The 23,504-nt window shown below is 33.7% G+C and carries 22 protein-coding genes; 16 read left to right on the plus strand and 6 right to left on the minus strand.

Annotated features, from left to right (window positions below):
- The first annotated feature begins 121 nt into the window (after positions 1 to 121).
- The 3 genes from HMPREF9129_RS02835 to HMPREF9129_RS02845 all read left to right on the plus strand — a co-directional run bounded on the left by HMPREF9129_RS02835 (position 122) and on the right by HMPREF9129_RS02845 (position 4,096).
- Positions 122 to 1,510 carry a YfcC family protein gene (locus HMPREF9129_RS02835; RefSeq protein ID WP_004820160.1) on the plus strand — a complete coding sequence of 463 codons (1,389 nt, stop codon included), beginning with the start codon at positions 122 to 124 and terminating at the stop codon, positions 1,508 to 1,510.
- 9 nt (positions 1,511 to 1,519) lie between these two features.
- Positions 1,520 to 2,677 carry an amidohydrolase gene (locus HMPREF9129_RS02840; protein ID WP_004820163.1) on the plus strand — a complete coding sequence of 386 codons (1,158 nt, stop codon included), beginning with the start codon at positions 1,520 to 1,522 and terminating at the stop codon, positions 2,675 to 2,677.
- Positions 2,678 to 2,878: 201 nt separating this feature from the next.
- On the plus strand, positions 2,879 to 4,096 hold the full coding sequence (locus HMPREF9129_RS02845; protein ID WP_004820164.1) for a Zn-dependent hydrolase: 1,218 nt from the start codon (positions 2,879 to 2,881) through the stop codon (positions 4,094 to 4,096).
- Between the two features lie 99 nt (positions 4,097 to 4,195).
- Here the strand turns inward: HMPREF9129_RS02845 and HMPREF9129_RS02850 are convergent, their stop codons facing one another.
- The 4 genes from HMPREF9129_RS02850 to HMPREF9129_RS02865 all read right to left on the minus strand — a co-directional run bounded on the left by HMPREF9129_RS02850 (position 4,196) and on the right by HMPREF9129_RS02865 (position 6,619).
- Positions 4,196 to 4,762, minus strand: coding sequence for a nitroreductase family protein (locus HMPREF9129_RS02850; protein WP_040552227.1), 567 nt, complete (start codon positions 4,760 to 4,762; stop codon positions 4,196 to 4,198).
- 1 nt (position 4,763) lies between these two features.
- A complete protein-coding gene (locus HMPREF9129_RS02855; RefSeq protein WP_004820168.1) occupies positions 4,764 to 5,618 on the minus strand; it encodes a pirin family protein in 855 nt (284 codons plus the stop codon).
- A 1-nt stretch (position 5,619) separates the two neighbouring features.
- Positions 5,620 to 6,039: a MarR family winged helix-turn-helix transcriptional regulator gene (locus HMPREF9129_RS02860; protein WP_040552229.1), complete on the minus strand. Its 420-nt coding sequence runs from the start codon at positions 6,037 to 6,039 to the stop codon at positions 5,620 to 5,622.
- Positions 6,040 to 6,106: 67 nt separating this feature from the next.
- The gene (locus HMPREF9129_RS02865) at positions 6,107 to 6,619 is read right to left on the minus strand and encodes a hypothetical protein (RefSeq protein ID WP_004820172.1); all 513 of its coding nucleotides are present in this window, start codon (positions 6,617 to 6,619) and stop codon (positions 6,107 to 6,109) included.
- Positions 6,620 to 6,700: 81 nt separating this feature from the next.
- Between HMPREF9129_RS02865 and gloB the strand changes: the two genes are divergently transcribed.
- The 11 genes from gloB to HMPREF9129_RS02920 all read left to right on the plus strand — a co-directional run bounded on the left by gloB (position 6,701) and on the right by HMPREF9129_RS02920 (position 17,449).
- Positions 6,701 to 7,396, plus strand: coding sequence for a hydroxyacylglutathione hydrolase (gene gloB / locus HMPREF9129_RS02870; RefSeq protein ID WP_004820173.1), 696 nt, complete (start codon positions 6,701 to 6,703; stop codon positions 7,394 to 7,396).
- Positions 7,397 to 7,488: 92 nt separating this feature from the next.
- Positions 7,489 to 8,148 carry a glycerophosphoryl diester phosphodiesterase membrane domain-containing protein gene (locus HMPREF9129_RS02875; RefSeq protein ID WP_004820175.1) on the plus strand — a complete coding sequence of 220 codons (660 nt, stop codon included), beginning with the start codon at positions 7,489 to 7,491 and terminating at the stop codon, positions 8,146 to 8,148.
- Positions 8,123 to 9,226, plus strand: coding sequence for a glycerophosphodiester phosphodiesterase (locus tag HMPREF9129_RS02880; protein WP_004820177.1), 1,104 nt, complete (start codon positions 8,123 to 8,125; stop codon positions 9,224 to 9,226). Before HMPREF9129_RS02875 ends, HMPREF9129_RS02880 begins: the two co-directional genes overlap by 26 nt.
- Before the next feature lie 260 nt (positions 9,227 to 9,486).
- Positions 9,487 to 10,497: a 3-deoxy-7-phosphoheptulonate synthase gene (gene aroF / locus HMPREF9129_RS02885; RefSeq protein ID WP_004820180.1), complete on the plus strand. Its 1,011-nt coding sequence runs from the start codon at positions 9,487 to 9,489 to the stop codon at positions 10,495 to 10,497.
- 24 nt (positions 10,498 to 10,521) lie between these two features.
- Positions 10,522 to 11,568, plus strand: a complete 1,047-nt coding sequence (gene aroB / locus HMPREF9129_RS02890; protein WP_004820182.1) for a 3-dehydroquinate synthase — start codon at positions 10,522 to 10,524, stop codon at positions 11,566 to 11,568.
- Positions 11,565 to 12,803: a 3-phosphoshikimate 1-carboxyvinyltransferase gene (gene aroA, locus HMPREF9129_RS02895; RefSeq protein ID WP_004820184.1), complete on the plus strand. Its 1,239-nt coding sequence runs from the start codon at positions 11,565 to 11,567 to the stop codon at positions 12,801 to 12,803. Before aroB ends, aroA begins: the two co-directional genes overlap by 4 nt.
- Positions 12,793 to 13,866 (plus strand): chorismate synthase, encoded by a 1,074-nt coding sequence (gene aroC / locus HMPREF9129_RS02900; protein WP_040552232.1) that lies wholly within the window; start codon positions 12,793 to 12,795, stop codon positions 13,864 to 13,866. The genes aroA and aroC overlap by 11 nt, the downstream gene beginning before the upstream one ends.
- Positions 13,867 to 15,078: a shikimate kinase gene (locus HMPREF9129_RS02905; RefSeq protein ID WP_004820186.1), complete on the plus strand. Its 1,212-nt coding sequence runs from the start codon at positions 13,867 to 13,869 to the stop codon at positions 15,076 to 15,078.
- Positions 15,059 to 15,493 (plus strand): type II 3-dehydroquinate dehydratase, encoded by a 435-nt coding sequence (gene aroQ, locus HMPREF9129_RS02910; RefSeq protein ID WP_004820187.1) that lies wholly within the window; start codon positions 15,059 to 15,061, stop codon positions 15,491 to 15,493. Before HMPREF9129_RS02905 ends, aroQ begins: the two co-directional genes overlap by 20 nt.
- 487 nt (positions 15,494 to 15,980) lie before the next feature.
- Positions 15,981 to 16,943: an alpha/beta hydrolase gene (locus HMPREF9129_RS02915; RefSeq protein ID WP_004820188.1), complete on the plus strand. Its 963-nt coding sequence runs from the start codon at positions 15,981 to 15,983 to the stop codon at positions 16,941 to 16,943.
- Between the two features lie 194 nt (positions 16,944 to 17,137).
- The gene (locus HMPREF9129_RS02920) at positions 17,138 to 17,449 is read left to right on the plus strand and encodes a DUF1904 family protein (protein ID WP_004820189.1); all 312 of its coding nucleotides are present in this window, start codon (positions 17,138 to 17,140) and stop codon (positions 17,447 to 17,449) included.
- A gap of 65 nt (positions 17,450 to 17,514) precedes the next feature.
- On the opposite strand, the gene HMPREF9129_RS02925 is transcribed toward HMPREF9129_RS02920, so the two are convergent.
- Positions 17,515 to 18,540 carry an NAD(P)-dependent oxidoreductase gene (locus HMPREF9129_RS02925; protein WP_004820190.1) on the minus strand — a complete coding sequence of 342 codons (1,026 nt, stop codon included), beginning with the start codon at positions 18,538 to 18,540 and terminating at the stop codon, positions 17,515 to 17,517.
- Positions 18,541 to 18,691: 151 nt separating this feature from the next.
- Between HMPREF9129_RS02925 and HMPREF9129_RS10545 the strand changes: the two genes are divergently transcribed.
- A complete protein-coding gene (locus tag HMPREF9129_RS10545) occupies positions 18,692 to 20,662 on the plus strand; it encodes an S-layer homology domain-containing protein (RefSeq protein ID WP_004820192.1) in 1,971 nt (656 codons plus the stop codon).
- A gap of 220 nt (positions 20,663 to 20,882) precedes the next feature.
- On the opposite strand, the gene pdxS is transcribed toward HMPREF9129_RS10545, so the two are convergent.
- The gene (pdxS, locus tag HMPREF9129_RS02935; RefSeq protein ID WP_004820195.1) at positions 20,883 to 21,743 is read right to left on the minus strand and encodes a pyridoxal 5'-phosphate synthase lyase subunit PdxS; all 861 of its coding nucleotides are present in this window, start codon (positions 21,741 to 21,743) and stop codon (positions 20,883 to 20,885) included.
- 89 nt (positions 21,744 to 21,832) lie between these two features.
- Here pdxS and pdxR point away from each other — a divergent pair, with 89 nt between their 5' ends.
- Positions 21,833 to 23,191 carry a MocR-like pyridoxine biosynthesis transcription factor PdxR gene (pdxR, locus tag HMPREF9129_RS02940; protein ID WP_004820196.1) on the plus strand — a complete coding sequence of 453 codons (1,359 nt, stop codon included), beginning with the start codon at positions 21,833 to 21,835 and terminating at the stop codon, positions 23,189 to 23,191.
- Positions 23,192 to 23,504 lie beyond the last annotated feature (313 nt).

Consider the following 23,504-nt stretch of genomic DNA (forward strand, 5'->3'; position numbering starts at 1 on the left):
CTCGTATCCATTAATATCACCAAAATAATTATAACATAGAGTAATAAAAACTATGAAAAATATGAATTTCACTAATAATGAAAACGATGTTATACTTTAATTAAATAAAGGGGGAGTATATATGGAAGCTAAAAAGAAAAAAATGCCACATACATTGGTAATATTGATGGGAATAATAATTTTCGCAGTTATACTTACATGGGTTATACCATCAGCAGAGTACACAAGGGTAGAAAATGCACAGGGAGTAAAAGTAATAGACCCAAACACTTTCAATTACATAGAAAAGACACCGGTAAATCCACTTAAGGTATTCAACCTGGCAATTGAAGGTTTTGAAAAGAGTGCAGTGCTTATCACAGTAATCCTTTTTTCAGGAGCAGCTTTTAACATAATAACTAAGAGTGGTGCATTGCAGTCTTTAATTGGGATGGTATCGAGAAAGACAAAGAGCAAAGAGTACTTATTTATACCAATACTGACGTTGATTTTTGGATTGATATGTACAACACAAGGAGTTAATACATTTATAGGGTTCGCTCCTATAATGGTAATGATAGCAATTGCACTTGGATTTGACTCAATTGTCGGAGCGGCAATTTTGTTATTAGGCGGAGCAGTAGGGTTTTCAACAGGGACATTAAATGTAAATACAACTATAGTTGCACAAGAGATAGCAGGACTTGCACCTTACTCAGGTATTGGTTTTAGAGCAGTTTGCTTTGTAGTATTCTATATAATTACAAACTTTATGCTTATCAAATATGCAATGAAAATAAAGAAAAATCCTGAACTCAGTCCTATGTATGAACTAGATAAGGATCGCAGCTATGAAAAAGAAGGAAATGATGAATTTAATAAACCGATGAATACACAAAAATGGCTTATAATATCATCATTATTTTTGGCTCTTGGAATTATAGTATACGGCGGAATAAAATTAAAATGGAAGTTAGATGAAACGGCGGCAGTTTTTATCTGGCTTTCAATAGTAGCTGGAGTTATAGCAGGATATTCACCTTCAACAATTGCAAAATATTTTGTAGAAGGTTGTAAAAATATGATAGGGGCAGCACTTATAATTGGATTTGCAAGAACAGTATCAGGAGTGCTATCAGCCGGAAATATAATGGATACTTCAATTCATGCAATGACTCAAGGAATAAATATATTCCCACAAATTTTAAAAGCGCCAATTATGTTCATAGTTAATTTAATAGTAAATATATTTATAACATCAGGATCAGGACAAGCGGCGGCAATTATGCCTATCTTTGCACCATTGGCAGATACAGTTGGCATTTCAAGACAAACAGCAGTATTGGCATTTAACTTTGGTGATGGATTCTGTAACTATATCTTACCAACATCAACAGCGCTTATGGGAGTTTTAGGAGCTACAGATATACCTTATGATAAATGGATGATATTTATGGGTAAAATCTTTGGTGTTTGGGTAGTAGTCGGAAGTATACTGATGATAGCGGCTGAAGCCATAGGATATATATAAGGAGTAAGTTTGAAAGAAAAAATTTTTGATAAAGTAGAGAACCAGAAACAAAGTTTGACAGATATGTCAGACTCAATATTCGACAATCCTGAATTGTGTTTTAATGAAAACTTTTCAAGTAAACTTTTAGAAGATTATCTTGAAGAAAATGGATTTAAAGTACAAAGAGGACTTGGTAGTTTAAAAACTGCATTTAAAGCAACAATTGGAGAAGAAAAAGAAAACGCATATAATGTAGGGCTATTATGCGAATACGATGCATTGCCGATGGGACACGGATGTGGGCATCAAATGCAAGGTCCAGCTATAGTTGGAGCAGCAGTGGCATTAAAAGAAGAAGATTTGCCATTTAATCTGATAGTCTATGGAACACCGGCAGAAGAAGGCGGTGGTGGGAAAATCAAGCTCTTAAAAGAAGGATTTATGAAAGAACTTGATATAGCACTTATGATGCATGGAGGTCCTGCCACACAAGTAGATGTAAAATCAATGGCAATGTCATCTCAAAAAGTTATATTCCATGGTAAAAGTGCACATTCAGCATTAAAACCGGAAGCCGGAAGAAGTGCATTAGATGCGTTGCTCTTAGCATTTCAAGGAATAGAATTTTTACGAGAACACGTAAAAGAAGATACAAAAATGCACTACACAATCTTGGAAACTCCAGGACCGGCTAATGTTGTACCTGAAAGAGCAGTTGCAGAATTTTCACTTAGAAGCTACAACTCTAAATACTTAGATGAAATAGTAGAAAGATTTAAAAAAGTAGTAAACGGAGCAGCTATGATGACAGAGACAACTGTAGAAACAGAAGAATTAAAGAGATTGGAAAGCAAAATACCGGCATATAAATTGAATGATTTATTGATGGAAAATGCAAAATTAATAGAAGCTAAAAATATAAAACCTGCAAGAGAAAAAACAGGTTCGAGCGATTTTGGGAATGTAACATATATTTTGCCGGGTGCTTGTATAAGAGTACATTTTGTTCCCGATGGCACCGTATCACATTCACAAACTTTCTTGGATTATGGAAAGTCAAAAGAAGCACACGAGTGTGTAATCAATGCGGCAAAAATATTGGCTGCAACGGTACTTGACTTAAAAGAAAATGACAATATAGCAAAAATAAAGAAAGATTTTGAAGAATATAAATCAGAAATGTAATAGAAGTCCGATTCGAAAGAGTCGGATTTTTGGTTTAACAGTTCAACATAGGAGAGGCACGAGAGAAACGAGGCACACCCGCAAAACAAAAATGTGAAAGCAGAATAAGGTTAAGGTTCAATCCACTCATTACTAAAATTATTTGCAATTGGTATACGAATAGAGAGATAATAAAAGCAAAATATTTAGTGGGGGATTAAAGTGAAAGTAAACGGAGAGAGACTTTTAAATTACTTAAAAACATTGGGGGAAATAGGACGAGATCAAGATGGCAGAATGGTAAGACTTGCCGGGAGTGACCAGGACAAAGCCGGAAGAGATAAATTAGTAGAGTGGATGAAAGAACTTGACCTCGAAATTAAAATAGACAAGATAGGGAATATATTTGGAATATGGAGTACAGAAGAAAACAAAGATAAAAAGCCAATCATGACAGGTTCACATATAGATTCAGTAATAGATGCCGGGATATATGACGGATGTTATGGAGTGATGGCAGGTCTTGAAGTAATCAGAACGCTAAAAGAAAATAATGTGGAAATAAAAAGACCATTGGTGCTTGCTGCTTTTACAAATGAAGAAGGAGTAAGGTACCATCCATCAATGATGGGTTCTCTTGCATATGTAGGTGGTTGTGAATTAGATGATGCACTTGACACAGTTGGCATAGACGGAACAACTTTAAGGGAAGAATTAAAGAGAATAGATTACCTTGGAGAAAATGAAATGGGCTTTATAGTTCCTGAAAAATTTATAGAAGCACATATAGAACAAGGACCAATTTTAGACCACGAGGGAATTTCTGTTGGAGTTGTAAGTGATCTACAGGGAATATTTTGGAAAGAAGTCACAATAATAGGTGAGGCAAATCATGCCGGAACAACACCGACTTCAATGCGTAGAGATGCAGGACTTGCTCTTGCGAAGATAAATGTATTTTTAAGAGAGTTAGCAGAACAATCAAATTCCAGAACTACTATAGGTGAAGTTGAAATAAAACCAAATGCAATAAATATCGTTCCCGGGTATGCAAAATTTACAGTGGATATAAGAAATTCAAACAAAGAAGTCTTGTTAGAACAAGAAAAGAAATTTTTTGAATATTTAAAAAAAATAGAAGAACAAGAGGACCTTAAAATAGAAGTAAGAGAGATAGCAAGCTTTGAGCCGGTAAAATTTGATGAAGAAATCCTAGACAGAGTAAGAGAATCAGCAGAGAGAAATGGCTTTAGTCACATGGAGATAACATCAGGAGCCGGACAAGATGCTCAAATGATGAGTAGAATTTGCCCAACTGCAATGATATTTGTCCCAAGCAAAAATGGAATAAGCCATAACCCAAAAGAATTTACAGAAAGTGCAGATCTGGAAAACGGAGCGAATGTATTGCTCGATGTAATAAAGAGTTATGTTGAATAGTAAAATTGGAGAGGATACAAAATTTATAAGCAAAATTGATAAAATTAAATATAAACACAAGAAAACCCGTTGCAAGATTGATTTGCAGCGGGTTAAATTTTATCTAACTACTTTTACTCTTTGTTTGATGGCCAGTTTTTCTTTGATTTCCGGTTCTTCAAGTATTTCACCAAAAGGCATTTGAGCAACCAGTTCCCAACTGTCAGGGATGTGGCAAATTTCTTTTACTACATCGTCAATAACCGGATTGTAGTGTTGTAGAGATGCGCCTATTTCTTTGTCTCTAAGTTCAGTCCAAAGTGAAATTTGAAGCATTGCTATAGAGTGTTGACTCCACGTATCAAAGTTTTCGGCATAGTTAGGCAAATTTTTTTGAATTTCTTTTACAGTATTTCTGTCTGTAAAGTAAAGTATGGTTCCATGACCGGATTTAAATGAATCGATTTTCTCTCTTGTAACTTTTCCCTCAAATGCATCGTAGATTCCATCCCAAAGGCGGTCTTGTTCTGCGCCAAGCACAACGACAACTCTTTGACTTTGTATATTAAATGCATCCGGAACTGCCAATGTAACGTCTTCAACTAATTGTATTAATTCTTCATCGCTTATTGGGATATTTTTACCAATATTATAATAACTTCTTCTCTTTTCCAATCCTTTAAACATATCATTCTCCTCTATCAAAAATTAATTTATCTTTTATAAAATTTCCATTCTGCAAATCTGCAAAAGCTTGTTCAAGTTCTCTTCTAGTATTCATTACAATAGGTCCGCCCCAAGCAATGGGTTCGTTTAGTTGCTCTGAAGATAGGAACAGAACTAAAGCTTCTTCTTGTCCGTGGTTTTTAATAACGACTTTATTTCCTTCACCAAGTTTTGCGGAGGTTTTTTCCTCTACAACTTTATTTTCTATTTCAACATCTCCAATTAAAGTAAAAACTGTTACAGATTTGTTGTCAGCAGTGTCAATTGAAACTTCTTTTCCCGGTTCTATGTGAATGTCATAGTAATCAAGTGGCAGATATTTTCCAACATGACCTTTGTGGTCTTTGTAGTTTCCGGCTAAAAGCCTTAAATAGCCACCGTCAATTTTTATTTCTTCAATGTCTTTATTTTTTATTGCATGATATTCCGGTCTGACCATTTTGTCTTTTTTAGGCAGATTCAACCACAACTGCACGCCTAGCATTCTTTCTGAAGCCGGCAATACTTCTTCGTGCATAATTCCTGAACCTGCTGTCATCCATTGTACTTCTCCATCTGAAATTTGATCTTCATTTCCAAGAGAGTCTTTGTGAACCATGTTTCCTCTATATACGTATGATATTGTTTCGATACCTCTGTGTGGGTGCATAGGGAACCCTGCTGTGTAATCGTCGGGGTCTGTGGAGTCAAAACTATCTAACATCAATATTGGGTCATAAGTGTCGGTAGTTTCATGACCTAGTACTCTGACTAAACTTACGCCGGCTCCGTCCTTTGTTCTAAAGCCCGTAACTTTTTTAACAACTTCTCTGTTCATATTATAATTCCTCCCTAAATAACTTTAAAATATCCAACAATTCTTGTTTTTTATTCAATGGTATGGGACTAAACATTTGGATAATTTTATCTTTAACTACCGGAAAAACTTTTGACATCAAAGTTTTTCCGTCATCAGTTATATGCAATATACATCTCCTACCATCGTTTGGGTCAGGACATCTCTCCAATAGCTTTCTACTCTCAAGATTTTTTATAATCAGGGGCATTGTGCCGCTAGTGGAGAGGATTTTCTGTTGAACTTGACCAATTGTAAGATCTCCTTTGTGATAGAGAGCTTCCAATACTGCGAATTGACCGGTAGTTAAACCGTGGCTATCAAAAATTTTAGAAAGAGTTCTATCCATTTTTATAACTGTTCTGTGTAAAGCAATAAAATTGTTCAACTCAAGATTTTTCATTAACATCACCTAACTTATCTCTATCTAGAGATAAATATACCCTAGAAAAAATTATTAAAACATTTTGTTATTTTTCATATACAAAGCTTGGGTCCATATGTGTGTAAAATTGTGTTTCTCCGTCTTTTTCTAAAGTTATTGCCTCGCCGTCAATGGAGTCTCTATACTCTCTTGTAACTTTATAGCCTTTAGATTCCCACTCTTTTTTTAATTCAATATAATTTTGCTCACGGAGTGTAATGTATTTTTCAAGCTCATCATTATTTACCGAGTAAGCATCTACTTTAGTTGTAAAATCTCTCCATTCATTTTTTGAAAGTAATGGAAGTTCTTCAATTTCTATTTCAATTGTTGAATCTTGCTCAAACATAAATTTGCTCAGGAGTATTTCATTGTTTCCAATAGATATTTTTTCAATTGGGCGCATCTTATTCTCTTCTATAAAATAACTATTGTAGTATTCATAATTTTCAATTATTACATTTGGAATTTTTTCAATAAAATCTATAGCTTCTTTTTCAGTTTCAAAAATTCCAAAGTTTTTGCTATTTTCTTTTTGTATAAATTTTATAATAAACATAGAATCATCCTTTTTATTAAATATTTACCCTTAATTTTAAAATAATCATATAAATGGGTAAATTTAAAAAGAGGTGATAGGATGAAAATAATACCGATAAGAGCATTTGAAGATAATTATATATGGACTTTAATAAAAGGGAATAATGCAGTAGTAGTTGATCCGGGAGAGGCTGAACCTGTATTAAAATACAAAAAAGAAAATGAACTCAACCTGGTAGGAATTTTGTTAACTCATAAACATTCAGACCATGTAGGTGGAGTGAGAACTTTAAAAAATAAATTTGATTTAAAAGTTTATGGACCGAAAGAAATAGAAAATCTAGCAGATATTGTTGTACGAGATGGAGATATTTTTGAAATTTTGGATGAGAAAGTAGAAGTGATTAAGACCTCAGGTCATACGGAAGAGCATGTCTCATACTTGATAGAAAATAATTTATTTTGTGGAGATGCATTATTTTTAGCCGGGTGTGGAAGAGTATTTACAGGTGACTATGAAGCACAGTACAATACTATTCAAAAATTTAAAGAATTGAATGGAGATACAAAAGTGTTTGCAGCGCATGAATACTCTAAGACAAATTTAAAGTTTGCAGATAGTGTAATGCCATCTGAAGCAGTGAGTTCGGCGATGAAACTTGTAGAAACTTTAGAGAAAGAGGGTAGGCCATCTTTGCCGTCAACTATCGGAATGGAACTTGATATAAATCCATTTATGAAGGCCGGGAGTTTTGAAGAGTTTAAAAAATACAGAGATATACGAGATGGTTTTTAAAAAAGTCCAAATAAAATTTATAAATAATAGTGTATTAGTTAAATTAATTTAATATACTTTAGATATAAATATTAATTTTAGAGGTTGGGAATGTGAGTAAGAATATTTTTAAGTACTTCAATATAAAATTTAAACATATACTCTATGCAGTTATATTGAATATATTTATGTCTTATGTAATAAGAGGAATAGCAGTAGAGGTTTTAAACTACATAATAGGATTATCAGGGGAAGTAAATATAAATTTTTCTAATTTTAAAGAGCTTCTATCTAATCCTATTTTGATTTTGGGGTTTGGAGTTTATTTGATTTTAATTTCAATAGTGGCATATTTTGAACTATATTTGATAATTAAATTATGTACTAATCAGTTGTCGGGAAGTAATTTTGAATTTAAAAGAGAATTTTTAAACTTTAAAAATAGAATATCCAACAGCTCTTTACTAGATGCTATTTTATTTTTTATATACATTATTTTAATAATTCCATTGGCAGAAATTGGATTTAGTATATCGTTGACAAAAGGCATATATATTCCTCAATTTATTACAGATGAATTATTTAAAACAGATTTTGGAGCGTTTTTTACATCTGTATTTATTTTGGCTCTAGTTTATATAAACTTTAGATTGATTTATATATTGGTTTTGGCGGTTATAAAAAATCAAAGTTTTTTTAAAAACATAAGAGAGAGTTTAGAACTTACCAAAAAAATATGGAAAGAAGATGATATTAAAATTATCATTGTTTGAAATTGTGATATATTTTTCAAGGGCCATATTGATATATTTTTTATTAAAATTCCTCAGTATAGCAACCACATTTACGGATTCACTATGGATAGAAGCTGTAGTACTTACCATTATTAAGACTGTAAATATTTTATTTGTAACGCTTACAAAACTTGGAATAGTACTCATACTTTTGGAACTGATAGAGTATAGAGAATATAAACCTATTGAGAATATAAAAAATAAAAAGAATATCTTTAAAAATAAAAAGTTGGTAGTTATTTTGAGTATGACAATTTTTATTTTAGGAGTACTTTATAATGGAATGAAAATCTATATATTACAGCCAAATTCCAAAATAGAAATTGTAGCGCACAGAGGATTTGCCAAAAAAGGTGTTGAAAATTCCATAGAAGCGTTAGAAGGCGCAGCGGAAACAGGAGCAGATTTTTCTGAGATGGATTTAATGCTTACAAAAGATAAAAAATTTATTGTCATGCATGATTATAACTTAAAGAGATTGTCTAATTTAAACAAGAATGTGCGGGATATGAATTTAGATGAAATCAAACAACTCAATATAACTCAAGATTCATTCACCACAAAGATTCCGACATTTGAAGAATATGTACAAAAGGCAAAAGAACTAAATATAAAACTATTAGTTGAATTAAAACCACATGGATATGAGCCGAATAACTATGCTGAATTGATAGTTGAGGAGATGAAAAGGCTGGGCATAGACAAAGAATATAAGTATATGTCTCTTAATTTAGATTTGATGCAGAAAATAAAAAAACTTGCACCTCAAATGAAAGTTGGATATGTAATTCCAATACAATTTGGACAATTTTCTGATGATGGTGTAGATTTTTGGGTAATAGAAGATTTTTCATATAGAGAAATATTGGTTTTACAAGCTATCTTAAATAAGAAAGAGCTTTATATATGGACTGTTAATGAAAAGAGCAGAATAGAATACTATCTAAATACATTAGTTACAGGACTTATAAGTGATAATCCGGATGAAATAAAGCAAATTAAAGATAACAATACAAAATACAACTCTTTTTTCGACAGGGTTTTCAAATTAATATAAAATTTATTAGGGCTGAGTTATATCAGTTAGATTAATTTGAGCTGTTGAATTATAATAGCTATGCAAAATAATTTGAAGATTAGACTATTTAAAGTCGAATATGTATAAAATTAAGAGTGACAACATAAATTCTAACGAGAGAAATTGAATAATCGAAACAAAATTTAGATTTTTAAATCAGAATATAAAAAATGCTCCACGTGGAGCATTTATAATTATAAATTGATTTAGATAAAATTTGGTCGGTTTGGGGGAAATATATGATTATAAAATTGAGAACTAATGTGCAGGAAAACCAATTAAAAGAATTAATAGATAGAATAGAAAAAAGAGGTTTATCTGTAGAATGTTCTAAGGGAAATGCAATACAATTAGTTGAGATAATTGGCAATACTGAAAAAGTTGACTTGAGCGAAATTTTAAAGATGGATTGTGTGGACGAAGTATTTAGAAAGCAAGAAAATGCAAAGAAATCAAGCAGACAGTACAAACCACAAGACACTGTAATAACTCTTGACAACGGAACTAAAATAGGCGGGGGGAACTTTGTATTGATAGCAGGACCTTGCTCAGTCGAGTCGGAAGAGCAGGTTATTGAAATTGCAAAGAGCGTTAAAAAATCAGGGGCAAATGTACTAAGAGGCGGAGCTTTTAAACCTCGTACATCCCCGTATGATTTTCAAGGAATAGGAATGGACGGACTTAAAATTTTGTCAAAGGCAAAGGTCGAAACAGGATTGCCGATAGTTTCTGAAATAATGAATATAAATCTTATCGAACACTATGAAGATGTAGACATTCTACAAGTTGGTGCAAGAAATATGCAGAATTTTGAACTCTTGAAAGAACTTGGGAAAATAGACAAGCCAATTCTTTTAAAGAGAGGACTATCTGCAACTTATAATGAATTGTTGTCAGCGGCAGAATATATATTAAGTGGAGGAAATCAAAAGGTTATACTTTGTGAGCGTGGTATAAGAACATTTGAGACATTTACAAGAAATACATTGGATATATCTTCCGTGCCGGTTCTCCATGAAAAGACACATTTGCCAATTATAATCGACCCTTCCCATGCGGCGGGAATGGCGAGAATGGTAAGGCCGCTTTCTCTTGGGGCTGTTGGAGCAGGAGCAGATGGACTTATAATTGAAGTCCACAACGACCCTGAAAATGCGCTATGTGATGGGGCTCAATCGTTAAGACCTGATGAATTTGACAGAACGGCGAAAACGGTCTTTAAACTCAGAGAAGTTTTGAATGAAGATTAAGGAATAGCAGTTGGAGGATTTGATTTGCAAAAGATTAAAGTATCCACTTCAAGTGAATATGAAATTTTAATAGAAAAGGGTATTCGTTTAAAACTTAGAGAGATTTTGCCTAAGAGAGAAGACTGTAAGTATATAGTGCTAACTGATGAAAATGTAGACAAGTTGTATGGCAGAAAACTGTTTGAATCTCTATCAAAATACAACCTTATAAAATATGTATTAAAACCCGGAGAAAATTCCAAATCATTTGAAGAATTGCAGAAGTTTTTAGAGTTTATGGCTCAAAAAGATATAAATGCAAATGATGTTTTAATAGCATTTGGCGGAGGAGTAATAGGAGATTTTGGCGGCTTTGCAGCGGGAGTTTATCGCAGGGGAATAGACTATATACAACTTCCTACGACACTGCTCTCACAAGTGGATTCATCAGTTGGTGGAAAGACGGCAGTAAACTTGAATGAAGGTAAAAATTTAGTGGGTCTTTTTAAACAACCGATAGCCGTCTATTGTGATCCGGAATATTTTAAGACACTTGAAGATAGAGATTTTAGCTCAGGAGTTGGAGAAGCAATAAAATATGGAGTCCTATTCGATAAAAATCTATTTGAAGAACTCAGCAGGGGAATAGATAAAAATCAAGATTTGAGCAATATAGTAAAGAGATGTGTTGAGTTGAAGAGAGACGTCGTAGAGGCAGATGAATACGACAATGGCAAGAGACAACTTTTGAATTTAGGACACACTATTGCTCACGCTATAGAGATTAAATCCGAATATGAAATAACTCACGGGAGAGCAGTTGCAATAGGGATGGCAATAATGGCACGAGCTTGTAATAAAATTGGAATTTTCAAGGGCGATATAAGCGATATAGAAAATTGCCTTGAGAAAAATAATTTGCCGACAAAAACCAAATTTAACATAGATGAGCTATTTGAACTAATAGAGAGAGATAAAAAACGCAGGGGCTCATATATAAATGAAATATTAATTGAAGACATAGGAAGTTGCAACTTGAAGAAGTTTAGTTTTGGAGAGTTAAAAGAATTGATAAAAAAGGGAATGAAATGAAGATAAGTTCAAAAATATTGGAAGGCGAAGTGAAGGCCGTTCCTTCTAAATCTTATGCACACAGAGCTTTGATATGTGCAGCATTGGCGCAGGGAGTATCCACAATATATTTTGACAAGACCTCGGAAGATATAGAGGCAACTATATCTTGTCTTGAAGAGCTTGGGGCAAGTGTTAAGAGATATTTAAATAGAGTGGAGATCAGGGGAATAAACTTAGGGGAATTCCCCAAAATTAACGTGCGAGAAAGTGGATCGACATTTAGATTTTTGTTGCCGGTCAGCACAGTTTTATACGAAAGTATTGAATTTATCGGAGAGGGTAGACTTCCCGACAGACCGATTGCCGAATTGATTGAAGTCTTAAAAGCAAATGGAGTTGAATTTGACAGAGATAGGCTTCCATTCAGGACACATGGAAAGTTCAAAGCCGGGAAATATGAACTTGTTGGGAATGTGAGTTCGCAATACATCTCAGGGATTTTGATGGCGGCGAGCATAATGAACGAGAAATCAGAATTGAAATTGACATCGAGTTTAGAATCTAAAAACTACGTCGATATGACTTTGCAAGTTATGAAAGAATTTGGCGCAAAAGTAAGTTTCAAAGATGATGCATATAAAATTTTGCCAACCGGATATAAATCACGAGAATATAGAGTTGAAGGGGATTGGTCAAATGCGGCGTTCTTTTTAGTTGCCGGAGCATTGGGAGGAAAGATTTCAATGTCAGATTTGAATGCAGAAAGTCTTCAGGGCGATAGAAAGATTTTAGATATACTGAGAGATTTTGGGGCTGAAGTTGAGATGGGAAACCGAGTCACAATAGAACCGAAATTTAGAAAAAATATAGAAGTAGATTTGAAAGATGTACCAGATTTACTTCCAATTTTGTCGGTTTTGGCAACTTCAGTAGATGGAGGAGTGTCTAAATTTTATAACGGAGGAAGGCTTAGATTAAAAGAGAGTGACAGATTGAGTTCAACTGCTGAAATGATTAGGAACTTGGGCGGGAAAGTTGAAGAGAGAGAAAGTGAGCTGTTAGTCTATGGAACAAACGGACTCTCAGGTGGAGAAGTCGACTCATATAATGACCATAGAATAGCCATGGCAAGTAGCATTGCTTCAATTATAAGTGGCGGAGAGATATACTTAAGTGGAGCAAGTGCAGTAAACAAATCTTATCCCAAGTTCTATGAAGATTTTAAAAAATTGGGAGGTAAATATGAGCTCTAGTTTTGGAAAGAATATAGTGGTTACAATATTTGGGGAGTCTCATGGTCATTATATAGGAGTGGTCATAGATGGGTTGCCAATTGGAACACAAATTGACATGGAAAAATTAAATGAGTTTATGTCGAGAAGAGCACCCGGGAAAAACAGATTTGGAACTAAACGAAAAGAGAGAGATTTACCAAAATTTGTAGCAGGAGTTCAAGATGGAAAGATAGTTGCAAATACAATATGTGCAATTATAGAAAACAGTGATCAAAGGTCATCAGATTATGAGCAGTTTAAAGACACTCCGCGACCTTCTCACGCAGATTATGTTGCATATGTAAAATATGGAACTGAAATGGATATGAGAGGCTCAGGTTCATTTTCAGGCAGGCTTACAGCACCGCTCTGTATAGCTGGTGGAATTGCAAAACAAATATTGGAGAAAAAAGGAATAGAAGTGCAGTCTCATATAAGTTCCATAGGGGGAATAAGAGATGTTGAGATTGACTATGCGAAGCCGGATATGAAAGCCTTAAAAGAATGCGAGAAAAAAGAGATTCCTGTAATTTCAGAAGAAGTTTCAGAAAAAATTAAACAGTGCATAGAAAAAATACGAAAAGAAGAAAACTCAATAGGAGCAGAAATAGAATGTTTTGCAACAGGAGTGCCAATAGGCCTTGGAGAACCGAACTATGACAGTTTTGATGCAGTGCTTGCCAAACTTGTGTTCTCAGTGCCGGCAGTGAGAGGTTTTTCATTCGGAGCCGGTTTTGATGCAGTCTCCATGACCGGAAGAGAACACAACGATGAATATGAATTGAATGATGGAGTTAAGACCACCACAAATAATGCGGGTGGAGTTGTCGGGGGGATAACCAACGGAATGCCCATAGTTTTTAAAACGGCAATAAAGCCGACAGCTTCCATAGGTTTGAGCCAACGCTCATTTTCAATATCGGAAAATGTCGAGAAAGATTTGGAAATAAAGGGAAGACATGACCCTTGCATAGGTATTAGGATACTGCCGGTTATAGAGTCCGTTTGTGCATTGACTATCTTAGATTTTATGGAGAATTAAATGGAATACGGATTGCTCGGAGAAAAATTGGGACACAGTTTTTCAAAAGAAATACACAATTTAATAGGAAAATACCAATATGATTTATATGAAAAGAAAATAGATGAGATAGAAGATTTTTTGAAGAGTGGCATATACGGATTTAATGTCACCATTCCATATAAAATAGAAATTATGAAATATTTAGACGAAATAAGTCCAATTGCAAAAAAGATAGGGTGTGTAAATACTGTATACAAGAAAGATGGGAAGTGGATAGGAGACAACACAGACTACTTTGGATTTAAATACACATTGGAGAGTTTGAAAGAGGAAATATCTTCGGCGATAATACTTGGAGATGGGGCTACATCTAAGACGGTAGCGACAGTTCTTGAAGATAAGAAAATTGAATTTCAGAAGATATCTCGAAAAAAAACTCCTTATTATTCTCAGATAGAAGAATTTTTAAACGTTGAACTCATTGTGAATACAACGCCGATTGGAATGTATCCAAACAATGGAGAAAACTTGATATCAATCAAAAATTTTAAAAATTTAAAAGGTGTGATAGACGTAGTGTATAATCCATTGATAACATCGCTTTTATTTGAGGCAAGAGAGATGGGCATTCCACACTCAAATGGACTTATGATGTTGGTAGCGCAGGCCGTTAAGGCAGCTGAAATATTTACAGAAACTAAAATCGAAAACATACGTGAAATCACAAGTGAGATGATGAAACAAGAAAATATTGTTTTAGTTGGGATGCCCGACTCCGGAAAGAGTAGTATTGCTCCTTTGATAGCTGAGAAAATGAGTAGAGAGTTTGTAGATTTAGATTTGGAAATTGAAAAATTTAGTGGCGAAAAAATAGATGATATATTTAAAAAATACGGTGAAGCTAAATTTAGAGAGATGGAGACAGAAGTTTGTAAAAAATTTGGAAAGCTAAATGGATTGGTAATCTCAACAGGTGGCGGAGTTGTGATCAGAGAAGAAAACTATCAACCACTAAAACAAAATGGAAAAATTTATCTCTTAAAAAGAGAATTGAACGAATTACATCTTGAAAATCGACCGCTTTCAAAAGAATATGGGACAGCTGAACAACTTTGGCAAAAAAGAGAGAAACAATACTTAAGATTTGCAGACAAGACAATAGAAAATACAAGTGTAAAAAAAGCAGCTGAAGAAATTATAGAGGATTTTAATGAAAATATTAGTTATTAACGGACCGAATATAAACATGCTTGGGATAAGAGAAAAAGAGATATACGGAACACAGACATACCAAGATTTGTTGAACATGATAAGTGAATTTTGTAGAAAAGAGCAAATTGAAGTTTCATTTTTTCAATCGAACCACGAAGGAGAGATTGTAGATGAAATTCAAAGAGCTTATGGAAATTATGATGGAATAGTAATTAATCCGGCGGCATACACGCACACATCAGTGGCAATACTAGATGCGTTAAAGGCAGTTGCCATACCGACAGTTGAAGTTCACATAACAGATACATCAAAAAGAGAAGACTTTAGAAAAATTTCATACATTAGGCTCTTTGCAGAGAATACAATTCAGGGAAGAGGATTAACAGGATATTTGGAAGCAATAGACTATCTGAATGAGAAATTAAGAATATAAAAATACTGATTAAACTTATTTATTGTATATTTTAGGTTATTATATAATTATATTATTTCGAGGGAGGGCTAAGGGCGTTGTACCCCAGGGCAACCTCTCTTTTTTCTGTCGAAAAAATTCACCTTTCGATTCTCCCTCACGCCCTCCCTCGAGCACCCTCCCCCTACACCCTCAAAACGCTTTTGGGCTGGTTTTCGTATGTAATATTGCTAAGTTTTTAATACTTTTTTGAAACTATGTTGATTTGGTTGAAAAAACGTAGGGGCGGCACGTATTTGCAAGAAAATAAAGAATTAAAAAAGAAATAAACAAATAAAAAATATAAATAATAAAACAGTAAAGGCCCGCCCGCGAAAATTGATTTAATAAAAACAAACCCAACCAACTACAATATCAAAAAAATTTGCGAACTAGAATAAAACGCTATAAAATATTAAATGAAAAATAATTTAAATTTAATATATTCATACAGTGCTTTGGGGGTAGCATGAAAAAGAAAAACATACTAAAAAAAATAGTTGGAGTTTTCTTATTTTTGATTATAGTGGGAAGCATATTAACAGGAAATTATCTTGTAAATTATGCACTTGCAAGACAAGGTGATGGGGGAAACAGAAAAGTAAAACCTCTAAAAAAGATAGAAAATCCAATTGTAAAAGAAAATAAAACACTTCAAGAAAAGAAAAATAGCGAGTTTTTGGACAAAAACACACCACAAGAAATAAACATAAAGAGCTTTGATGGACTTAATTTAAAAGGATATTGCTATTTGAATAATGACTCTGAAAAGTGGGCGCTGATAATACACGGTTACAGAAATACTCACGAAGATATGTATGCATATGCTCAAAGATATTTTGAAAAAGGATATAACGTGTTGATGCCGGATTTAAGAGGATCCGGAAATTCAGAGGGCGAGTATATAGGAATGGGGTATTTAGATAAATACGACAGTGGGTCGTGGGCGAATTGGATAGTTAAAAATAATGAAAATCCGGAAATTGTAGTACACGGTCTTTCTATGGGGGCAGCTACGACTATGATGTTGGCAGGAGAAAAAACTCCGGATAATGTTAAAGTATTTATAGAAGATGCCGGATATACTTCCGTTTATGATATTTTCAAATCCGAGTTAAAAGTTAGATTTAATTTGCCAAGCTTTCCGATTTTAAATGTTGCCGGAATGATAAGCAAAATAAAGGCGGGCTATGCTTTTAAAGGGGCATCAGCAGTTGAGCAAATTGCAAAATCAACTAAGCCAGTCATGTTTATTCACGCCGAGAATGACAACTTTGTACCATTTAGAATGCTTGATGAATTGTATAATGCAAAACAGATGGGAGCTAAGAAAAAACTGGTTGCAAAAAATGCCGGACATACAGAAGCAAAATATTCTCTAGGTGAAGAATATTGGAATGAAGTTTTTAAATTCATAGATGAAAATAAATAATATTTATATAAGAGTGAGATTAATTTATAATTTCATTCTTTTATACAGCAGAAAGATGAAAAAATAATCTGAATAAAGATAAATAATAGATCTTTCACAGAGATTATAAGTTACAAAAAATTCAAATTATGTAGTTTTGTGTGATAAAGACATAGTACAATTATCTAAAACAGTAGAAATAATAGGAGGTATTTATGCCGCAGTTGATATTTAAGGGAGTTAAGAGAGAAGACACTATTGAGTTAAGTTCCAAACTTCCTGAAAAGTTATCTGAGATGACAGGAACGCCAATAGACTATTTTACAATTGAACGACCTATGACAGAATATTTTTCGAACGGTAAAGAATTTGAAATGTACCCTCTAATTGAAGTGATTCAATTTGACAGAGGTCTCAGCTTAGAAAAGAAAATGGCAGAATTAATACAGACAGAAGTTAAAAATTTAGGATATAGCGAGTGTGAAGTTTACTTTACACACGTGAGTGAAGACGATTATTACGAATAAAAAAAGCCCTTTAAGTGAAAAGATAAAATTTTATCCTAAACTTAAAGGGCTTTTAATTTTAAAATTTATTTTTTTCTAAAGAAATCAAACTTAGAAAATTTATTCCAACCTGATTTTAATTTGGTTTGAAAAGTTTCAGTATTTTTAGTCTCTTCTTTTGAAAAATTTTCAGAGCTATTTAATTCATCATTGATTTTTTCAACTTTGCTTGTATCATAAGGTGAGCTTGAAGTATGTTTTCTTTCGAATTGAACTTCAAAATCTTGGATAGTTTCAAGCTTTGGCTCATTTATAACTTCACTTTCAAGTTCCTCGACAATAGGTTTTTCTTTTTCCGAAATTTCCGGGTGCTCAACACTTTCATATTGTTTAGATTCTGTAGAATCTATACTTTCATTGGAAATTTGCTCAAGAGAATCTGTTATATCGCCGGACTTTTCTTCTGAAAATTCAATCGGAGCTTCAATATGAGTTTCTTCAAGAGCATCTTGATGTTGAAGATTGTTTAAAAAGTCCTCAGCCTTTATCTTTTCCTCATCAAATAATTTTTTGATAGTTTCGTCTACATCAGGTGCATTCTTTCTGACTAACTCAGCTCTTATTTTATTTAAAATTTTAATCTTATCCATATTGTAAGTAGAAAGAAGCTCGATAATATCATCTTTAATGATTTCAGCTATTGCAGGATTCAACTTTTCATCTGAAATTCCAACCACAATATCCTCTCTGGAAACAAAATCATTTAATAATGCCGAAGAACTTGAAACAACATCACATCTTTCATATAAAATTTTAGTCTTTATTGCTCTATTTTCAAGTGCATTGTTGAGCTCGAAATTAGTAGTCGCAATCAAGAGAAAATCATAAGAAAAGAAGACAAAATCATTACTGATTTGCATTTCTTTTAGGAATAACCGTTCAGGATATTGAGTTTGAAGATTTAAAATTTCATTTACAAAACTTTCAGCAATAACGTAAATCTTAAATTCAGTTTCTAGCATTTTTTTTATTTTGGACAAAGCTAATAACCCTCCACCCAAAACAAGAAGATTTTTATCTTTAGTATTATAACTAATTGGTAAATATCTCATAAGATCACCTCTTTCATATTCATAACCGAATTGACAGTAAATATCTATCTTAAAACTATATTAGCACTATTTTAAATTTATTGAAACAATCTTGTAACATTAATTATATGTACATGTGGTATAATAACAAAAAACAAGGGAGGTTTTTTAAATGCGAATAAATAAGATTACAAAAGCACTTTCAATTGGATTATGTGCTGTTGTGCTTGCTCCAAGTTTAGTTAGTGCTAAAGAATTCAAAGACGTTGCCAAAAACGGTCCTTATAGTTGGGCTTACGGGTATATAGACGAACTTAGCGATAGAGGGATTATAAATGGCTATCCAAGCGGAGAATTTAAGCCGGATAATTCAGTTAGTTTAGAAGAGACGGTTGAACTTATAAAAGGTCTTTTGAGTCCAAGCAGTTCAGAAATTTCATCTGCAAGAGCTAAGTATAAATCTTTATTAGAAGAAGCGAAAGTTCCGGAATGGGCGAGAGATGCGTTTGCAATTGCAATTGAAAACAATGTATTTTCAGAAGCAACAGTTAAAGAAGCAGCAACAAAAGGATTTATAGGCGAAGAAAAAGGTAAAATAGTTCCTGACAGAAACACTATCGCAGTTTACTTTGCAAGAGCCCTTAAATTATCTTCTACAGGAGATGAATCATACCTAAGACACGAAGATAAAAACTCAATACCAAGTTCAACAAGAGGATACCTAGCTAATTTAGTAAAAGAAGGAGTTTTCTCATCAACAGGTTCAGACGGTAAGTTCGAAGGAACGAGAAGTATAAGAAGAAGTGAGATGGCAAAAATCACTAAACTTTCCTATGACTATCTAAAGACTAATAAGAAAAAAGCACCTGAACTTACAACGATTACAGGGAAAATAGTAGTTGCTACAAATATCAGTAATGTAGATACAGTTATTATTGAGCAAAGCAATAAATCTACAATTCAATTAAAGACAAATTCAAACACTAAGATTACAAGCAATGGAACAACTTGGAAATTTACAGACTTGAAACCGGATCAAGAAGTTAAAGTAACATATCAAAAATCCGGAGATGAAAGCACAAACAATGTAATCACAACATTGGAAGTTACAAACTCAGCTAAGAATTTAGTCGGTTATATTACAAATAGAGCGCAAGACGGTTTCACAGCTAAGTACAGAGTAGATGACAGCAAAGTAGATACAACAACAGCAACTCAAATTTCAACAACAGATACAGCAACATTTACTTTAGCTAATAAGGCAAAAGTTTATTCGCTGGGAGTTGAAACAAGAGTATCTCAATTGCAACTTGATGATTTAGTGGAATTTAAAACAGATAACTCAGGAAAAGTTTCAGAAGTTGTAGCATATCCTAAAAATGGAAGAGTAACAGGAGAAATAACAGACGTTTATTACGGGTCCTCAACAACAAGAGAATATATAAAAATAAAACTTCAAGACGGTAAAACTTATACATTCTACGGAAGTGAATTGAATAGAAACAATCCATTCTACACAAACACAAGATTATTTGACAACCTTCGAAGAGGCGAAAGAATAACACTATCAACAAACTATAAAATAGTAACAAACGTTGGGAATGGTTATGTAAATGGACAAAACTTAACAGGTACTATAGTGGATGTTCGCCAAGATTACGATGGTTACAAAATTGACGTGAGAACATTTAATGGAAATATTGAAACAGTTTACACAAGTAGAAATACAGACTACAGAGAAAATGGAATTGGAAGAACGCAATTATCACCAAGAGACCTTCAAGGAAGAGAAGTTAGCGTAGTTAGAGAGCGTGGCAACTATGCTAAGCTGGTTGAGATTTTGGAAAGAGGTTCTAATTTCCGAGTAAGAGCCATAGTAGATGATGTCAGGATTGACCCGACATTTAATCAAGCCGGAACAACTTACTACTTAACTGTAAAAGATTCAGATAATAACTATATACGAAACAATGACTCATTTACACTTCAAACAACTTATGATAATGGTAGGGCAATTAATAGAGGAGATTTAGTAGAGGTCATTGGAACAAGACTTTCTAATGGAGATTGGAGTGTTCTTGAAGTTAGAGATAACTATGGAAGAACAATTTATGGAAACTATTATTCAAGAGGTCTTAGATAAAATTAAATAGTCTGTGTCAAATTAAAGAGGCTCAAATTTGAGTCTCTTTTTGTGCAATAAAACAAAATATAAAAAATATAAATATAACCAACAAACGTAGGGGCGGCACGTATCTGCAAGAAAATAATAGATAGTAAAAAAGCATAGGCCCGCCCGCCAACCAAATAAAAACCAATAAAAAATGGGCGGAACAACCGCCCATAAAACCAACACAATAAAATTATCTTTCAGCCATCAAAATTTCAATTTCATCTTCATTAATACCAACCATAGCTTCACCAAGATTTTTAGAAACCTCAGCAATAACAGATGGATTATCAAAATTGGCAACAGCCTTAACAATTGCCTGAGCACGCTTTTCAGGATTACCGCTCTTGAAAATACCGCTTCCAACAAACACACCCTCAGCACCAAGTTGTCTCATAAGAGCAGCATCAGCAGGAGTAGCAACTCCGCCGGCAGAGAAATTTAAAACAGGTAACTTTCTGTTTTTGTGCACATATTCAAGTAAATCAACAGGCACTTGAAGTAACTTGGCTCTGTGATACAACTCATCAGGACGAAGCGCAGCAACCTCAGCCATTTCCCTTTGGATAGTTCTCATGTGAGTAACAGCTTGTACAACGTCTCCGGTCCCGGCTTCACCCTTTGTACGAATCATTGCGGCACCCTCGGAAATTCTTCTAAGAGCCTCACCCAAATTTCTACAACCGCAAACGAAAGGAGTGTTAAAAACTCTCTTGTATATGTGGTGTTCATGGTCTGCGGGAGAAAGAACTTCAGATTCGTCTATATAGTCAATCCCCAAAGACTCAAGAATTTGTGCCTCCACAAAATGTCCGATCCTCGCCTTAGCCATAACCGGGATTGAAACTGCATTCATTATATCGAGAATTATTTGAGGATCACTCATACGGCTCACACCACCGGCAGCCCTTATATCAGCAGGCACTCTTTCAAGCGCCATTACGGCAACAGCACCCGCAGCTTCAGCAATCTTAGCTTGTTCAGGATTAGTTACATCCATGATAACTCCGCCGGCTAATTGATTATGTATTTCTTCTCTAGAATATTTAGTCATTTCATACCTCCATGTTTATATAAGACGATTATAATGGTAAAATGAAACTGTAGAAAGATTCAAAAGAATAAAAAATAAAGGACCCAGATATGATTACAATACACTTTGAAGAAAATAAAAATTTATACGAACAAATCTATACATACTTTAGAGACGAAATAAAAAATGGAAATTTAAAATGGAAAGATAAACTTCCATCAAGGCGTTCATTGGCGCAACACTTGGGAGTGAGTCTTAACACAGTCAAAACTGCATACGACCAACTCACCGAAGAAGGTTATATTGTTTCAGACCAAAGACGAGGTTTTTTTGTAGATAAATTGTACGCAGAAAGATTGAAAATGCCCGAGCCTGAAATAGTATTTGAAGAAAGAACAGCTACAGAATATAAATATAATTTTTCCCATAGTTTAATAGATGCCGATAAACTTCCAATTTCAATACTTAAAAAATGCTCAAATGAAGCAATTGAAAACTCCCTAAAAAACTTTTCATTGCCAAAAGGTGGGATTTGGACGCTTAGAATTGAGATAGCAAAATATTTAAAAGAACATAGAGGAGTGGTGGTATCGCCGGAGAATATAATTATAACAGGTGGATATGGAGAACATATTTTTATACTCATGTCTTTAATAGACAAACCCGTATTTGCAGTAGAAGACCCGGGGTACAACAAGACAATGGACTTAATAAATGGTTTAAGCGAAAAAATAAATAGAATCCCCCTTGATAAATATGGTTTTTCAGTTGCAGACTTGGAGAAGACAAATGCAAATATAGCAATAGTCACACCGAACCATCAATTTCCAACAGGTACAATTATGGTTTTAAGACGTAGGCAGAGATTGCTCGAATGGGCAGATAAAAATTGTAGATACATAGTTGAAGATGACTACGACAGCGATTTCAAATACGCCGGAAATCCAATACCTGCCCTAAAGAGTTTGGATAAAGACGACAAAGTTATATTATCCGGCTCATTTTCAAAAATAGTAGGCAAATTTTTAGGAGTTTCATACTTGGTATTACCACAAAAGCTAAAAGAAAAATACGATAAAATTCAAATCACAACCTCAGGAGCTTCAATTATTCAGCAAAATATTTTGGAAAGATTTATGGCAACCGGAGCATTTGAAAAACATATCAATAGAATGAATGCACATTACAGAAAAAAGAGAAGTGTGATAATAAAAGAATTGAAAAGAGAAGGCATTGAAATATTGGGAGCCGATGCCGGCACATACTTTGTAATGAGAGTTGACGAAAAAATCTGGAACTTGAAAAATTTAAAAGAGAAGTTGTCAAAAAATTCAATCAAACTAAATACAGTTGCCGATTATAGCTCGCAAGGAAAATACGAAAGAGATTTGATAATAGGTTTTGGTGGATTAAAAGAAGAAAAATTAAAAGAAGCGATCAGAAACTTGTTGGAGATTATTAGTTATTAAGACCATGCATAAAATAAAATTATTACACCGTAGGGGCGGTACGAGAGAAGCGAGGTCCGCCCGTCAACCAAAAAAGGACCAATAAATTGAAAATAAAAAATAAATGACTATAATAAAGATGAGGACATACAGATGGTCACCCAATATCAAAATTGGGAGGTGTATTATGAGTGATTATGAAATCTTATCATTAGTGATAAAGATAACAACACTTATAATAGCCATCCTAACACTATTAAAGTAAATTAGGATATAAAAATACCACCTGTATCATCACTACAGATGGTATTAAATAAAAATATCACATAGGGTG

It is taken from the genome of Peptoniphilus indolicus ATCC 29427, from assembly GCF_000227315.1.
In the GTDB taxonomy this organism is placed as follows: Bacteria; Bacillota; Clostridia; order Tissierellales; family Peptoniphilaceae; genus Peptoniphilus; species Peptoniphilus indolicus.